General features: G+C 68.2%; 15 protein-coding genes. 7 read left to right on the top strand and 8 right to left on the bottom strand.

Annotation, left to right across the window (positions count from 1 at the left end):
- Positions 1-4: 4 nt before the first annotated feature.
- From NTM_RS20405 to bfr, 3 genes are all read right to left on the bottom strand, one after another.
- Entirely contained in the window at positions 5-487 is a 483-nt protein-coding gene (locus NTM_RS20405) for a carboxymuconolactone decarboxylase family protein (RefSeq protein ID WP_083143857.1), read from the bottom strand.
- Between the two features lie 19 nt (positions 488-506).
- On the bottom strand, positions 507-2,600 hold the full coding sequence (locus NTM_RS20400; RefSeq protein WP_163767396.1) for an MDR family MFS transporter: 2,094 nt from the start codon (positions 2,598-2,600) through the stop codon (positions 507-509).
- A 72-nt stretch (positions 2,601-2,672) separates the two neighbouring features.
- Positions 2,673-3,152 carry a bacterioferritin gene (gene bfr, locus NTM_RS20395; RefSeq protein WP_083143885.1) on the bottom strand — a complete coding sequence of 160 codons (480 nt, stop codon included), beginning with the start codon at positions 3,150-3,152 and terminating at the stop codon, positions 2,673-2,675.
- A gap of 252 nt (positions 3,153-3,404) precedes the next feature.
- On the opposite strand from bfr, the gene NTM_RS20390 reads away from it, so the two are divergent.
- Both NTM_RS20390 and NTM_RS20385 read left to right on the top strand, forming a co-directional pair.
- Entirely contained in the window at positions 3,405-4,037 is a 633-nt protein-coding gene (locus NTM_RS20390) for a fatty-acid--CoA ligase (protein WP_104861184.1), read from the top strand.
- A gap of 6 nt (positions 4,038-4,043) precedes the next feature.
- Complete coding sequence (locus tag NTM_RS20385; RefSeq protein ID WP_083143854.1) at positions 4,044-4,238, top strand: (2Fe-2S)-binding protein; 195 nt, start codon at positions 4,044-4,046, stop codon at positions 4,236-4,238.
- 1 nt (position 4,239) lies between these two features.
- Here the strand turns inward: NTM_RS20385 and NTM_RS20380 are convergent, their stop codons facing one another.
- Together NTM_RS20380 and NTM_RS20375 are read right to left on the bottom strand one after the other, a co-directional pair.
- On the bottom strand, positions 4,240-4,992 hold the full coding sequence (locus tag NTM_RS20380) for an enoyl-CoA hydratase/isomerase family protein (RefSeq protein WP_104861185.1): 753 nt from the start codon (positions 4,990-4,992) through the stop codon (positions 4,240-4,242).
- Entirely contained in the window at positions 4,989-5,729 is a 741-nt protein-coding gene (locus NTM_RS20375; RefSeq protein WP_165761587.1) for an EthD domain-containing protein, read from the bottom strand. The genes NTM_RS20380 and NTM_RS20375 overlap by 4 nt, the downstream gene beginning before the upstream one ends.
- Positions 5,730-5,760: 31 nt before the next feature.
- Between NTM_RS20375 and NTM_RS20370 the strand changes: the two genes are divergently transcribed.
- Positions 5,761-7,770: an FUSC family protein gene (locus tag NTM_RS20370; protein ID WP_163767394.1), complete on the top strand. Its 2,010-nt coding sequence runs from the start codon at positions 5,761-5,763 to the stop codon at positions 7,768-7,770.
- Here the strand turns inward: NTM_RS20370 and NTM_RS20365 are convergent.
- Positions 7,742-8,368 (bottom strand): PaaI family thioesterase, encoded by a 627-nt coding sequence (locus NTM_RS20365; RefSeq protein ID WP_083143851.1) that lies wholly within the window; start codon positions 8,366-8,368, stop codon positions 7,742-7,744. The two genes, NTM_RS20370 and NTM_RS20365, sit on opposite strands and share 29 nt — an antisense overlap.
- A gap of 31 nt (positions 8,369-8,399) precedes the next feature.
- Positions 8,400-8,957, bottom strand: a complete 558-nt coding sequence (locus NTM_RS20360; RefSeq protein WP_435405102.1) for a TetR/AcrR family transcriptional regulator — start codon at positions 8,955-8,957, stop codon at positions 8,400-8,402.
- A 108-nt stretch (positions 8,958-9,065) separates the two neighbouring features.
- On the opposite strand from NTM_RS20360, the gene NTM_RS20355 reads away from it, so the two are divergent.
- The 4 genes from NTM_RS20355 to NTM_RS20340 are packed head-to-tail and all read left to right on the top strand — an operon-like array spanning position 9,066 to position 13,889.
- Positions 9,066-10,556, top strand: coding sequence for an FAD-dependent monooxygenase (locus NTM_RS20355; RefSeq protein ID WP_163767392.1), 1,491 nt, complete (start codon positions 9,066-9,068; stop codon positions 10,554-10,556).
- Between the two features lie 52 nt (positions 10,557-10,608).
- The gene (locus NTM_RS20350) at positions 10,609-11,202 is read left to right on the top strand and encodes a TetR/AcrR family transcriptional regulator (RefSeq protein ID WP_163767391.1); all 594 of its coding nucleotides are present in this window, start codon (positions 10,609-10,611) and stop codon (positions 11,200-11,202) included.
- Positions 11,195-12,265, top strand: coding sequence for a hypothetical protein (locus NTM_RS20345; RefSeq protein WP_163767389.1), 1,071 nt, complete (start codon positions 11,195-11,197; stop codon positions 12,263-12,265). The genes NTM_RS20350 and NTM_RS20345 overlap by 8 nt, the downstream gene beginning before the upstream one ends.
- Positions 12,192-13,889 (top strand): tetratricopeptide repeat protein, encoded by a 1,698-nt coding sequence (locus NTM_RS20340; RefSeq protein ID WP_163767387.1) that lies wholly within the window; start codon positions 12,192-12,194, stop codon positions 13,887-13,889. The genes NTM_RS20345 and NTM_RS20340 overlap by 74 nt, the downstream gene beginning before the upstream one ends.
- Before the next feature lie 4 nt (positions 13,890-13,893).
- Here NTM_RS20340 and NTM_RS20335 read toward each other — a convergent pair whose 3' ends face one another.
- Positions 13,894-14,661, bottom strand: a complete 768-nt coding sequence (locus tag NTM_RS20335) for a maleylpyruvate isomerase family mycothiol-dependent enzyme (protein ID WP_104861193.1) — start codon at positions 14,659-14,661, stop codon at positions 13,894-13,896.

The following is a 14,661-nucleotide window of genomic DNA, read 5'->3' as shown; positions in this document are numbered from 1 at the left end:
ACCCCTACAGGGTGATCTTGCAGCTCTGCCCGATGTCGAGCGTGCGCAACATCCGGCCCATCCCGACCCACATCGCACAGGAGATCGCCAGGTCGGTCAGCAAGTCGTCGGAGAAGTGCGCCCTGGCGCGCTCCCAGAAGTCCTCGTCGTCGCGTAACCCGGTGTGGTCGGTGGCGAAGCGGTGCGCGAACTCCATCGCGATGCGCTCCTCGTCGCTGTAGCCCGGCCAGGTCCGCCACTGGGTGGCGTAGTCGTAGAACTCCTCGGTGAGCCCGTTCTCCGCGCCTTCGCCGTCACGGGTGTTCTGGCACACCACGCATTCGTTGGCGTACGCGATCACGATGCGGGCGGCTTCCCGGGTTCTCATCGGCAGCCGGCTTTTCGTGTAGACGGCGTTCGAGAACTGGGCCATCGCGCTCCCCAGCTCAGGTGACCTCACCGCGAAGCCGGTCACGTCGTCGTCGGCGAAGTCTCCGATTCGGCTCATCGGAGAACTGTAACCTGTTTCACTTTCCCGCCGTGGCGAGATTGTCGGGCTCGTCATCCCAGTCCCGCTGCACCAGCAGCCGCTGCGCGATCCGTTCCAGCGCGGCCTCCACCTCGTCGCGGTCCGGCCGGCCCTCGAACGTCGGCGAGATCTCCAGCTTCGCCACGATGCGGCTCACCAGCGCCGCGGTGGCCGCGGACACCTGCTGCGCGCCGGACTGCGTCAGCCACAGCTGATCGCCGGTCCGCAGCGCGTAGCCGCGCTCGGTGAGGCGGTCGAACACGGGCTCGAGCACCTCGGGCGGGACGCGCAGCCGCTCGCCCATCTCGGATAGCCGGGCGGAGCCGAAAACCTGGCTCTGCCGGTAGATCTGGACCAGCGCCCACAGCACCGCGACGTCGGGGTCGCAGCCGTGGGTGCCGGCGATGCTGCGCAGTTTGATCTCGGGCGAGTGCCGGACGAGCCTGCCGACCGCCATCTCGAGCATCCGTTCGGAGGTGTCGCCCGACGGCATGCCGAAGCCCTCGCCCATGTCGAGCGCCGCCGTGGTCTCCATCTCGCGCAACGGGACCTGCTTCAGCGTCAGCGCGACCAGGAAGCCGACCACGGCCACCGGCGCCGCGCACAGGAACACCATCCCCAGCGAGTCGGCGTACGCCCCGACGATCGGGGCGGCCACCGCATCGGGCAGCTCGTGCAGCAGTCGCGGCGACTCGGCGGCGGCGGGTGGCGCTCCGCTCTCGGCGAGCGCAGTCGGCACCCTGGCGTTGAGGAAGTTCGCGAACAACGATCCGAAGATGGCCGCACCGAAGGAACTTCCGATGGTCCGGAAGAACGTGATGCCCGAGGTCGCGACGCCGAGATCGGAGAAATTCGCGGTGCTCTGCACGATCAGCACGAGAACCTGCATGCACATACCGATGCCCGTGCCGAGCACGAACAGGTACACACTCTGCTGCCAGACCGGCGTGGTGGCGTCCATCTGCGACAGCAGCACGAAGCCCAGCACCATCACCGCCGTGCCGAGGACCGGGAAGATCTTGTAACGACCGGTGCGGCTGACGAGCGCCCCGCTTCCGGTCGACGTGAGCAGCAGCCCGGCGACCATCGGCAGGGTACGTATCCCCGACTCCGTCGCCGACACGCCGTCGACGAACTGCATGAACGTGGGCAGGAAGGTCAGCGCGCCGAGCATCGCGAAGCCGACGATGAACGACAGCACGCAGCACACGGTGAACACCGGGCTCGAGAACAGCCGGATCGGCAGCACCGGCTCCTCGGCGCGCAGTTCGACCCACACGAACGCCGCCACGGCGACGATCGATCCGAGAAACAGTCCGATGATCATCGGTGACGCCCACGGGTAGGTGCTGCCACCCCAACTGGTCGCCAGAGTCAGCCCGGACGCGCCGAGGCCGATGAGCACGATGCCCGCGTAATCGATCACCGGACGCGACCGCGCACCCAGCGCCGGGATGGTGGCCAGCGCGACGACCAGCACCACGATGCCGATGGGGACGTTGATCCAGAACGCCCACCGCCAGGTCAGGTGGTCGGTGAAATAGCCGCCGAGCAGTGGTCCGATCACCGTCGTGACACCGAACACCGCTCCGAGCGCACCCTGGTAGCGGCCGCGGTCACGCAGCGGGATCACCTCGCCGATCAGTGCCGTGGCGGTCACCATCAGCGCACCGCCGCCGATGCCCTGCAGCGCGCGAGATGCGACGAGCATGTCCATCGACGACGAGATCCCGCACAGCACAGAGCCGATCAGGAAGAACACCACCGCCGCGGCGAAGATCACCTTGCGGCCGAACAGGTCTCCGAGCTTGCCGACGATCGCGGTCGAGACCGTCGACGCCAGCAGATAGCTGGTGACCACCCAGGACTGGTGCCCTGCCCCGCCCAGATCGGCGACCACGGTCGGCAGCGCGGTCGCGACGATGGTCTGGTCCAGCGCCGCCAACAACATGCCGAGCACCACCGCGACGAAGATGACGTTGCGGCGTCGGGTGCTCACCGGAACCGGCTCGACCGGACCTTCGTCGCGGTCCGTATCGGCAGCCACTCCGCTCGGAGTGGCTGTCCGTGATGGTGCCGGAGACGCCGTCATACCTACCCTTCCGGCGCGCCGTGGTCGTGGCGCGCCGGGGCAGGATTTCCCGCGCGCGGCGTCTCTAATCGGTTACTGCGGCGGCCGCGACACGCACTGGGCCAGATACAGCTCCTCGCCGAGCTTGTTCATCAACTCCAACTGTGTCTCGAGGTAGTCGATGTGCAATTCCTCGTCGGCGAGGATCTTCTCGAACAGCGTGGCCGAGGTCGCGTCACCCTTGTCGCGGCACATGATGATGCCCGGCTTCAGGCGCGCGACGACCTCCTTCTCGATCTCCAGGTCGGCCTCGAACTGCTCGCGCACGGTCTGCCCGACGCGCAGCGAGAACAGCCGCTGGTAATTCGGCAGACCGTCGAGGATCAGGATCCGGTTGGTGATCTCCTCCGCGTGAACCATTTCTTCGAACGATTCTTTGCGGGTGTGTTCGGCCAATTCGGTGAAGCCCCAATTGTCCTGCATCTTCGAATGGAGGAAATATTGGTTGATCGCCGTCAGTTCGCTCGTCAATTGCTCGTTGAGCAATTTCAGAACTTCGGGATCGCCTTGCATCATCTGCTCCTAAGAACATCGTGGGCCGAGGGCGTGCGCTATCTGCACGGGCTGAGTGCGAGCACATTTCAATCTAGTCCAAAGGGGCGCCGGGAACGAGGCACAAAACCCGGTCTTTTCGCCCCGTCCGGGTGGTTCGCCGGATCGTCCGGCGACTCCAGTCGCAGATCAGCGCGGAAGTCTGGACTGCCTACGCTAAGTAAGGTTAGACTGCGCTAACGTTTTTTGCCGGACTATAGGTAAGGGTAACCAATGGGTGAGTACGACTTGCACTCATTCATTCTTGCCTGTGATTTCAAGGTCGACGATGTCGACGTGATGTGGAAATGGCTCGAAAAGCACCGCGACGGCCTCGCCTCGATCGGTGCCCATCACGTCGTGTTGTACGAATCCATTTGGGAACCGCGCCGTGTACTCGCCACCATCGGAATTCACCACGCGCGCTCCATTCGAGAGGTACTGAGATCGCCGGCGATCTTCGAATGGTTCAACATTTCCGGCGCAGACGATATCCCGCCGGTATTCGGCGGGGAGGTCGTCGAGAAGATCGACCTGCTCGGTGACGGCTCAGAAGGACACGTGGGCCGCGTGGTGGTCGGCGTGATGTCCTCGGTCGACGACGTCCCGACGTTGATGGACAAGGTGCACGACGGACTCGACCGGTTCCGCCGCGGCGGGGTCCGCAAGATCTGGGTCTACCGCGCCCTCGACGACGGCCACGAGGTGCTGATCCTGCAGGAGATCGCCGACGAGGCCAGCGCCAGGCAGTGGATCGAGCATCCCGATGCGGCCGCCGAATGGATGGCCAATGCGGGCATGGGCCCTTATCCGACCCGCTTCGTCGGCCGGTTCGCCCACCTGATGAGCGTCGGCGGACAGGGATAGCCGCGCATGTTCGTCTGCCTCTGCACCGGGACCACCAGCCATGTGGTCCACGAAGTGGTGGCCAACGGTGCACGGACCTCGAAAGAGATCGCGGAGGCCTGCGGCGCGGGCGGCGACTGCGGCAGATGCCGGCGAACCCTCAGGACGATCATCGAGGCACACTTCCAAGCCGTCGACTGCAAGCGCGAGAGCGTGGGCTGAATCAGCCCTTGCCGGTGAACTCGGCCAGCGCGGCAGCATTGGCGGCTCCACCGAGAAGTTCCTGGAAGTGCGCGTTCTCCCGCGCGGTGGCCGCGGCGATCTCATCTCGGTAGGGCGCCACCATCGTCTTCTTGACCGCGACCAGGCTCGGAATCGAGCGGGACGCAAGGATTTCGGCGTGCCTGCGCGCCTCGGGCAGCAGGTCGTCGGGCTCGCACACCTTCCAGGCGATGCCCATCCGTTTGGCCTCCTCGGCGTCCACCCATTCCGACGACAACAGCAGCCAGGCGGCATTCTGCCGTCCGATCAGCTGCGGCAGCAGATACGACGATGCGGCTTCGGGTGCCACCCCGAGGCTGGTGAACGGGCACTTCAACCGCGCAGTCGAGGACATGAAGACCAGATCGGCGTAGCCCAGGATCGTGGTGCCGATACCGAGCCCGACCCCGTTGACCGCACAGATCAACGGCTTGGGCAACTCGATGAGGGCGTCGATCATCGTGGTGAAGTGGCTGCCCTCGGAGGTCAGCGACCCGTCGGCGATACCGGCCTGCATCTCCTTGAGGTCGTTGCCCGCGCTGAACGCGCGCCCTGCCCCGGTCAGCAGCACCACGGCGACCTCGGGGTCCTCGGCGGCGTCACGCAGCGCCGTCGCGGTGGCGAGATAGAGCTCCTGGTTGAACGCGTTGAGCGCCTCGGGCCGGTCGAACACCAGCGTGCGGACCCGGTTCTCGTCGCTGATCTGCAAAGTCACGGCTGCAGGCTATCGCGGCCGGCCGTCGCATCGGGCGAAGCCGGGAACGGGTCGCGCAGCACGTAGCGGCTCGTCGGCACGGTGTCGACGTTTTCGTTGGCCCCGAACGCCGTCGTACTGGCCACCATCCTGGACATCCGATCACTCAGATCGGCGTCGTCGGCGGCACCGAAGAACGCGTGCAGGTCGGCGGTGGCCTCGATCGGGAACAGCTCCTCGACGATCGCGTCGACCGGCGCGGCGTCGTCGGTCAGCGCGCGCACCACCGTGTTCTGGACATACCCGAACGTCGCCTGGGTGTCGATCGCGACCTGGGTGTGGTCGTGATGCCAACGGTGCAACCATGTGCGCTCGTCGAGTCCGCCCGGTCTGCGCAGCAACGCGACGTTGGCCAGCCCCGGCGTCCGCACGCCCGGGTCGGTCCGCGGACCGGGCAGCGGCACCGACTCGGTGACCAGGTACGCCGCGGCCTGGTCGCACAGCTCCGCCAATACCGTTGTCGCGGTGCGGATCTGCTCACCGTAGTATTGCGGCGTCCACATGCTGACCAGTGCGATCACCGGCGGTTCGAGGGTCGTCAACGTCATCAGCGAATCGGTCACCGCCGCGTCGCGCACGTTGACGGTCAGCCCGGGCGCACCGGTGGCCAGCAGTTGCCGGGCGACGTCGGTGCGCAGCCGGGTGCACCAGGCCTCGTCGCCGGGCGCGCCACGCAGGGTGATCATCACTTTCTCCACCCGGCGAACATAGCCGGGTCAGAATGGACGAGTGATCAAGGGTCTCGCGGTGCGTCCGGCGCTGCCGGATCTCGCTGCGGCCTTGCGCAGTCTGGTTGCGGTGGCGGCGATCACTGCGATCGCGATGCAGTGGGGTCCACCGGGTTCGGCCACCACCGCGGGCGGAGCCGCCGCGATCGCCGGTGCTTGCGCGTTTCAGGACAGCCCTCGGTCCCGCGTGCCGCTGGTGTATCTGGCCTCGGCGCTCGCCGGTGGCGCGGTACTGCTCGGTGCGCTGACCGCCTCGGTCCCTGTGCTTTTCGTCGTCGTGGCGGCGGCGTGGTGCGCCGGCGCGGCAATGCTGTGGGCGAACGGACCCAACACCGGACTGCTCGGCGCCGCGTCCGGCGCGTTGCTGGTCGGCGCGCAGGTGGCCTCGCCCGCGCTGACTGCCGCACCGTGGACCGCCGCCCTCGCCGTTGCCGGCGCACTGACCCAGGCCGCGGTGATCGCGATCTGGCCGCCGCAGAGATGGCGGGATCAGCGCGATGCGGTGGTCACCGCGTACCGGTCGCTGGCCACCGACACGCGCCGCCTCGTCGAGGACCGGGACGGCTGGCGCGTCGACACCGAACCGCTGGTCGCGCTTCGCGAAGCATTCACCAGAACGACGCGCCCGACATCGCGTCGGCCTGCCGATTACCGCGGCTGGTACGCACTGCCGGAACGCATCGCCGCGACGTTGACCGACATCGCTTCCGGATCCCGGTCCGACGCACTGGACCGGGTTCTGGAAGAGGCCGCCGACACGATGATGGCGGTGGCGGACACCAGCCGTTCTGGGCGCGTCCGCACCGACGTGGCGATCACCCGGTTCGACTCCGTGGTCGCCGACGTCGAGGGTCCGGAATCCGGCCCGGTCCAGCGGCTCTCGGCCCTGTTGCACGAAGTGGTGGCGATGCGTCTCGGCGACTTCGTTCCGTCCACCCCCGACGCGGTCCGGTTGCGCCGGTCAGAACTGCCGTCGTCGGTGCGCGCGGCGATCGAGACCGTACGTGGGCATCTGCGGCGACGCTCCCCGGTGTTGCGCCACTCGGTCCGGCTCGCCGCGGCGATCGTCGCCGGCTGCGCGATCGAGCACCTGGCCCATGTGCCGTACGGATACTGGATTTTGCTGACCGTGCTGCTGGTGTTGCGACCGGAGACCGCCCACACCTACACCCGCTGTGTCGGCCGGTTGGCGGGCAGCCTCGTCGGCATCGTCGCCGCCTCCACCGTGCTGATCCTTCTCGACCCGCCCACATGGGTGTCGGCGGTCTTCGCGGTGGTCGGGATCGCGTCCGCCTACCTCGTGTCCGGGCTGGGGTTCATCGCGATGTCGTCCGCGGTGGCCGCGGCCGCGATGTTCCTGCTCGAAGTGAGCCGCGACGGCGCACCGCCCTCGATGACCGACCCCGTGCTGGCCACGCTCATCGGCGGCGGTCTGGCCGTCGTCTCGCACGTCGTGCTACCCGACGATCAGCTGACGCGGCTGGCGCAACGTGCCGGCGAGCTGCTCAAGACCGAGATCGACTACGCCGCAACGGTGATCAAGGGCTACGTGCACGCGATGGAACATCCTGCCGACGCGCTGAGCGCCGCATGGCAGCGGGCGTACCGGGCCAGGGCGGCGTTCGAGGCGACATCGGGCGCGATGCGGATGGAGGCGCCCGAGTTGCGGCACTGGCTGCGCTCCTACCGCACCGCGGTGAACTCGCTGACGGCGTCGTGCGCCACGCTGGAGGCGAACCTGCCACAGGGTCAGCCGACGATCGAGGACCGTCAGTTCGCGGTCACGGTGGACGAGTATGTGGAGGCGCTGTGCGGGGACCCGCCGACGGCGGCGTCGCCGTGGACGGTCGACTCCGCCGAACTGGAGGCCGCGGCGCAGCGGCTGCGGGAGGCCGCTTCGAGGTACGGCGCCGACGACGGTTCATCACGCGTGCTCGTCGCCGAGGCCAGCGCGATCGCGCGCTATCTGAACGCGATCGAGGTCATCCCCGCGCCCAGCGCGGCTCGATGAACACCGCCTCGGCCTCCACGGTGATTCCGGTGGCGTCGGCGATGTGCCCGACCGCGTAGGTCTTGAACCCGTCGGTGTGAGTCACCCGCGCTTCGGAATGCAGCCGCCCCAGCGGCGTCAGGCGCCGGTAACGCACCGTGATGGTGCCGGTCAGGCGGTGCGCGCCCGGCTTGCTCGCCGCGTCGCCGAGGATGTGGTCGAGGATCTTGGCCGAGACCCCGCCGTGCACATGCCCCGGCGGACCCTCGAAGGCCGCTCCGAGGTAGAAGTCGCTGCGGGCCCCGCCGTCGCCGTCCTTGTGGATGACCAGCGGCGGCGCGCTCGGATTGCGCACGCCGATCACCGCGTTGCCCCACGGCATCGACTGGCCGTCCGCCCCGGTCTGGACCCCGAACGAGCCTTCGCACTGCACAGCCCGCAACCGCGCGGTGGCGGAGTCGATCTCGGCCTTGGCGGCTGCGACGGCGTCGGCGTCCACCTCGGTGCGGATCGTCGCGTCGATGAGTTCGCGCACTGACTGGGTGAGGGGTTCGTACACAGCACGCAACCGGGCGATGTCGGCTGCGCTCAATCCGTCCACGTGGGTGTAGTCCAGCACCCCTCGACTAGAACACGTGTCAATCCGGGTGTCACCGCGGGGGTGGCCCGACGAGCAGATCGCGGATGAGGGGGCGCGCCCACCGGATGAGTTCGTCGTGGCCGAGTGCGGCGACCGCGGGCGCCTTGATCACGTAGCGGGTGGTCGCCATCCCGATCACGAGAGAGCCGATCAGCGCGGCACGCGGACCCGGATTGTCGGTGACGACCTTGGACATGGTCGGCGCCACCTGGGTGGCGAACACCTGACGCATGGTCTCGGCCGCCGCGTCGCTCGTCATCGCCGCGCGCAGGAGAGCGATGAAGGTGGAGTCGCGCTCCCAGACCGCGAAGAACCGCTCCAGCAGCGCGTCGGCCATCTCATCCGGGGTCAGCTCGGTGAGGTCGGGCAGGTGGAGCTCGAACTCCGCTGCCGCCGCGAAGAGTTGCTGCTTGTTGCCGAAATACCGGATCACCAGGGCTGGGTCCACGCCGACGTCGGCGGCGATGGCCCGCAGCGTGGTCCGGTCGTAGCCGTCGGCCCCGAATCGCGCGCGCGCGGCTGTCAGGATGCCCGCCCGGGTGGCCTCGGCATTGCGCGGTCTCGTCATGTGCAGAGCATAAGTCACCAGGTGTTGACTTATGCCCCCACCGGCCTATCGTATAAGTCAACATCCGTTGACTTAGTGCAGAGTCGACTTAGCGCGAAGGAGTTCACCATGTCCGGTCAGCCGCCGTCGGCATCCACCGCCGTTCTGATCGCAGGGGCCGGACCCACCGGCCTGACCGCGGCGCTCGAGCTGTCCCGGCTGGGCGTCGCCGTCCGCATCGTCGACCGCGCGGAGCGACCATCACCGGAGTCACGCGCACTGGCCGTGCAGGCGCGCACGCTGGAACTGCTGCGTGTACGCGGTGTCGGCGACCGGATGCTGCCGCTGGGCAACCGGGCCGGAAGCGCCACGCTGTATGCGTCGGGTTGCCGTCTCGCCTCGATCGAGTTGCACCGAATGCCCAGCGAATTCAACTTCATCCTGATGCTTGCGCAATCGGAGACCGAACGACTGCTGATCGAGCAGCTTGCCCGGCAAGGCATCAAGGTGGAGCGTGGCGTGACGGTCACCGCGGTGCGCGAGTCGGCCGAGGGCGTCGACGTCACGATGCGCAGCAGCGGCACCGACGAGACGGTGCGCGCTTCGTACGTCATCGCGGCCGACGGCCCGCACAGCACGATCCGCAGAGCCCTGGGACTCGGGTTCGCCGGGCGCACACTCCCCCACAACTACGTGCTGGCCGACCTGCACATCGACGGCGATCTACCGTCCGACGAGGTGTCGATCTTCCTTGCCGCCAACGGATTCTTCGCGGTGTTCCCGATGGGCGGCGGCCGGTTCCGGCTGATGGCGACCGATCCCGGCGGGATCGCCACCGATGCGGGTGAGGTCGGGCTCGCACACATTCAGGTGCTGTTCGACCGGGTGGTGCACGTGCCGGCGCGGTTGCACTCGATGAACTGGAGCTCACGATTCCGGATCAACAGCAGGCACATGAAGACACTGCGGAAGGGTCGGGTGTTCTTCGGCGGAGATGCGGCTCATGTGCACAGTCCGGCGGGCGGGCAGGGTATGAACCTCGGGGTGCAGGACATGATCAACCTGTCCTGGAAGTTGGCGATGGTGCTCGACGGCCGCGCGAAACCCGCAGTGCTGGAGACGTATTCCTCAGAGCGACTGCCGGTGATCCGGAAGGTGATCGGGTTCACCGAGATCGGTACGCGCGTCTTCAACTCGACCAATCGTGTCGTACACGAGGTGCGAATCCGTATGGCGCCGAGAGCCCTTGGGCGATCGCGGGTGCAGGAGGCGGCCGCGGCGATGTTCGGGCAACTCTCGGCGGATTACCGGGGCGGGCCGTTCGGGGCGGGTGACCGGGTGCCCGACGCGGACGGGCTGTACGACGAACTCGACCTGGGCGCGCTGACGTTGTTCACCGATGACGCGACGGCCCGCGACGCGACCCGTCGGTGGTACGGGGTGGTGACGGTGCGGCCGGGCCGCGACGACGGGTGGCTACTGGTTCGGCCGGACGGCTATCTGGCGGCACGCGGAGATGCCGGCGACATCGCCGCGTTGACGGACTTCCTGCGGGAGTGGTTCGTGGCCCCCGATGACGTGGGTATGGCCGATCACACGGACGCCCACAAGGTGACTTAGTCGACCTAACATTTCATGGACAACTGTAAACAAAGTCTTCTAACCTCACGTCATGCGCTTACGCAGCCGCAGTGCCGATCCACGTGCGGAGCGGGTCCATACCCGGCTCCGGGATGCGGCGTTCGCGCTCGCCCACGAGCATCCGGTGGACGCGATCTCGGTCGGCGATCTGACCGCGCACGCCCAGGTCAGCCGTCAGGTCTTCTACCGCCATTTCCGCGACCGCGACGATGTGGTGGCCGCCGCATTCAGCCACGCCTTCGATTCCGCCATGCCCATCTACGACGGCACCGACGCGCGCGCACGGATTCTTGAGTTGTTCGGGTTCGCCGCGCAGCATTCGCCGTTGTGCCGCAACGCCGTATCGAGCACCGTCCACCAACATGTGCTCGTCACCTACCGCGACGCACTGGTCACACCCTGCCGCCAGATCGCCGAACAGGGCCTCGCCGTGCTCGACGCGGTCTCCCCTGTTCCAGCCGACGCGGTCACCCGCTTCCTGGTGGGCGGGTTCGTGGAGGTCCTGAGGTCCTGGATGGAAGACCCGGACGCCCCCGATCTGCACGCCCGGGTGCGCGCGGCACTCGACACCGTCGATGCACTGCTGGGCACTGCGTCGATCCAGAAAGGACCCGACCGTGGGTAGACACCACTCACCGGAACTCCCCCCGATCCGCGATCGCGCCGCGATCCGCACCACGGTGCTGGCCCTGGCCGGCCTGACCGTCTTCGTGCTCGCGATGGTGGCGAGCTATTCCGGCGCATTCGCCAAACCGACGCTGCATCACATGACGGTGGCGGCGTCCGGGCCGGCGACCTTCGTCGACGCGCTGCGCCAACAGGATGTGTTGACGGTCAACGAGTTCGGCGACGCCGCCGACGCGAGGGCGCAGGTCCTCGAGCGCAAAGCCGACACCGCATTCGCCGTGGACCCCGAGGGCAGGATGACGATCTTCGTCGCGGGTGGTGGCGGCCACAGCGTCGCGGTCGCCGCCGAATCGGTCGGCCGACAGGCTGCCGAGCAGACCGGTCTCGCCGCAGTCGTCGAGGACGTCGCGCCGACCTCGGCCGGCGACCCGTCCGGAACCGTCGAGTTCTACGCGGTCATCTTCCTCTCGATCGGCGCGTCGCTGGGTGCGGCGCTGCTCGGACGGTTGATGGGTACGGTCCGCACGCCGGTGATGCTCGCGCTACGCACCGTGTCGCTGTCGGTGTTCTCGGCGGTACTGGCCGGACTGGTGACCCTCTATGTCGGCCCTGGGCTGGACGCGCTGACCGCGCACCCGTGGCAGGTCTTCGGCGTGCTGTGGCTCTACGCGATCGCCGTCGGCGGCGCCATCACCGGGGTCGCGACCGCGTTCGGGGCGGTGCCGTCGGTGGCGCTGGGGCTGTTCCTCGTCGTGATCGGTAACGCCGCGGCGGCGGGTCCGGTGGGACGCCCGCTGCTGTCGGGGTTCTATTCCACGTTCACCGATGTGGTCCCGCAGGGATCCGGGGTCGAGTTGCTGCGCAGTATCACCTATTTCGACGGACACGGTGCCGTGGCACCACTGTTGACGCTGGCGGCGTGGGCCGCGGCAGGGGCTTTCCTCGCAATCTGCGCGACCGCAGCCAGGGTGAATTATCGTGCGGTATATGACCGCCGCGTCGAGCGTGCCGAACGAGGCCGAACCGTACTACGACCTCGGCTCGTATCATCGCCGGACTGACACCACATCCGAGAACGCGCAGATCTGGTTCGACCGCGGCATGGTCTGGTCGTACGCGTTCAACCACGAGGAAGCCATCCACTGCTTCGAACGCGCGCTGGAACTCGACCCGGACTTCGCGTTCGCCCGCTGGGGCATCGCCTACGCGGTCGGGCCGAACTACAACAAGGGCTGGGAGGCGTTCGACCCCGTCGACCTCGCGGCGTCGCTGGCGCGGGCACGCACAGAACTCCGGCTCGCGGCCAAAGGGCGGGCCTCGGTGCTCGAACGGCGCCTGATCGACGCGCTCACGGCCCGCTTCCCCACCGGCGATCCGGCCGACGCAGACACGTTGACCGCCGGCCACACCGCCTACGCGGATGCGATGGCCGCGCTGGCCGCCGACCACCCCGACGACGTCGACGTCGCGGCACTGGCGGCCGACGCGCTGCTCAACGTCACCGCATGGGCGTTGTGGGACAGCCGAACCGGTGAGCCCGCGCCCGGTTCCCGTGTCGTGGAGGCCAGACGCCTCCTCGAGGACGCCCTCGCCACCGAGGCCGGCCGCAGGCATCCGGGAATCCTGCACCTCTACATCCACACGATGGAAATGTCGACCACACCGCAGGCCGCCCTGCCCGCGGCGGACCTCCTGCGCGGCCTGGTCCCCGACGCCGGCCACCTCCAGCACATGCCCAGCCACATCGACGTGCTGTGCGGCAATTACCGGGATTCTGTGGTCGCCAACCTGGCCGCGGTGCAGGTGGACCACCGCTTCGTCGAAACGCGAGGACCGCTGAACTTCTATTCGCTCTACCGGGCGCACAACCTACACTTCGTGGTGTATTCGGCGATGTTCGAAGGGAATTCGTCGATCGCGCTGCGGGCCGCCGACGAGCTCGCCGAACAACTGACACCGCAACTGCTCGCCATCGAGTCACCTCCCATGGCGGACTGGCTGGAAGCGTTCGTCCCGCTGCGCGTCCACGTACTGGTGCGGTTCGGACGGTGGGAGGAACTGATCGCCGCCCCGCTGCCCGAGGACACGTCGCTGTACTGCACGACCACGGCGACCATCCACTACGGACGCGGTGTCGCGCACGCGGCGAGCGGCAACCTCGACCAGGCATGCGCCGAACGCGACTCGTTCGCCGCCGCCTACGCCCGGATCCCGGAAAGCCGGTATCTGTTCAACAACACCAGCCGCGACATCCTGGCGGTGGCCTCAGCCATGCTGGACGGTGAGATCGACTACCGAGCCGGGAAATTCGACGAAGCGTTCGCACATCTGCGGCGGGCGGTCGAGCTCGACGACTCGCTCCCGTACGACGAACCCTGGGGATGGATGCAGCCCACCCGGCACGCGCTCGGCGCGCTGCTGCTGGAGCAGGGCCGGGTCGAGGACGCCGCCGCGGTGTACGCCGCCGATCTGGGGCTGGACCCGACGCTGAGCAGGCCGTGCCAGCACCCGGGCAACGTGTGGAGCCTGCACGGCTACCACGAGTGCCTGACCCGGCTGGGCCGCGACGCCGAAGCCGTGATCATCGGCAAACAGCTCGAGCTCGCCGCCGCCCGCGCCGACGTGCCGATCGCGGCCTCCTGCGCATGCCGGCTGGATGTCGCCGCGAGATCCTGCTGCGATTGACAGGTCAGGCGAATCCGACCCTGTCCAACCAGAAGTCGACCAGCCCCGCGTCGCCGCGGACCGCCACGGTGCTCACCGGCTTGCGGCGGTAGAGCACCAGGAGCAGATCAGCGGCGGGCCCGCGCAGATCGGCGGCGGCCTGCTCGGCCCCGCGGCGCCAGGCCAGCACATCCCCGGTGAAGTCGAGAATCCAGTGGTCGTCGGTGTCGGTCGTGTGCAGCCCGATCGTCCGACCGGGCCCGAGCAGGTCACGCATCCACGGATGGACCTCGAAATGGAAGGGCAGGCAACCGAGTTCGAGCCACTCCTCGACACCGTCGATCGCGACGAAGGTGGGGACCACGAACTGGTGGCCCAGTGCCAGCGCGGCGTCGGCGCGGTGCACCGCCGCCTCGTGCGCGAACCGGCGCGCGTAGAACGCGCTGCCGCCCCCGGGAACCGGGCACCACATCTGCGCGTCCGGTCCCGCACGACGCAGCACGCGCGCGAGATCCGACGCCGCCGAACGCAGTACCGCCCCCAGTGCGGCGCCGTCGTCGTCGGACACCGCCGCGAGCTGCCGCAGCGCGGTCTCGGGTGGAGGTGCTGCCGCGCTGGTCGAGACGATCTCGTGCGCCCAACGCAAGCCGGCCTCGACGTGGCGGGTCAGCTGCGCCACCGACCAACCGGGACACGACGGAACGGGCGCCGACAGATCCGAGCCCTCGAGGTGGCCGGCGAACAGGTCGGCCTGGGCCTCGATCTCGTTGCAGTGCCAACCGAAGGCGGTCAC

The organism is Mycolicibacterium parafortuitum (genome assembly GCF_010725485.1).
Classification (GTDB): Bacteria; Actinomycetota; Actinomycetes; order Mycobacteriales; family Mycobacteriaceae; genus Mycobacterium.
This window is presented reverse-complemented; position numbering and strand designations above follow the sequence as displayed.

Excerpts from the sequence above, each read along its gene's own strand:
- NTM_RS20405 (WP_083143857.1), bottom strand. The coding sequence starts at position 487 with ATGAGCCGAATCGGAGACTTCGCCGACGACGACGTGACCGGCTTCGCG.
- NTM_RS20400 (WP_163767396.1), bottom strand. The coding sequence starts at position 2,600 with ATGACGGCGTCTCCGGCACCATCACGGACAGCCACTCCGAGCGGAGTG.
- bfr (WP_083143885.1), bottom strand. The coding sequence starts at position 3,152 with ATGCAAGGCGATCCCGAAGTTCTGAAATTGCTCAACGAGCAATTGACG.
- NTM_RS20390 (WP_104861184.1), top strand. The coding sequence starts at position 3,405 with ATGGGTGAGTACGACTTGCACTCATTCATTCTTGCCTGTGATTTCAAG.
- NTM_RS20385 (WP_083143854.1), top strand. The coding sequence starts at position 4,044 with ATGTTCGTCTGCCTCTGCACCGGGACCACCAGCCATGTGGTCCACGAA.
- NTM_RS20360 (WP_435405102.1), bottom strand. The coding sequence starts at position 8,957 with ATGACGAGACCGCGCAATGCCGAGGCCACCCGGGCGGGCATCCTGACA.
- NTM_RS20355 (WP_163767392.1), top strand. The coding sequence starts at position 9,066 with ATGTCCGGTCAGCCGCCGTCGGCATCCACCGCCGTTCTGATCGCAGGG.
- NTM_RS20350 (WP_163767391.1), top strand. The coding sequence starts at position 10,609 with ATGCGCTTACGCAGCCGCAGTGCCGATCCACGTGCGGAGCGGGTCCAT.
- NTM_RS20340 (WP_163767387.1), top strand. The coding sequence starts at position 12,192 with ATGACCGCCGCGTCGAGCGTGCCGAACGAGGCCGAACCGTACTACGAC.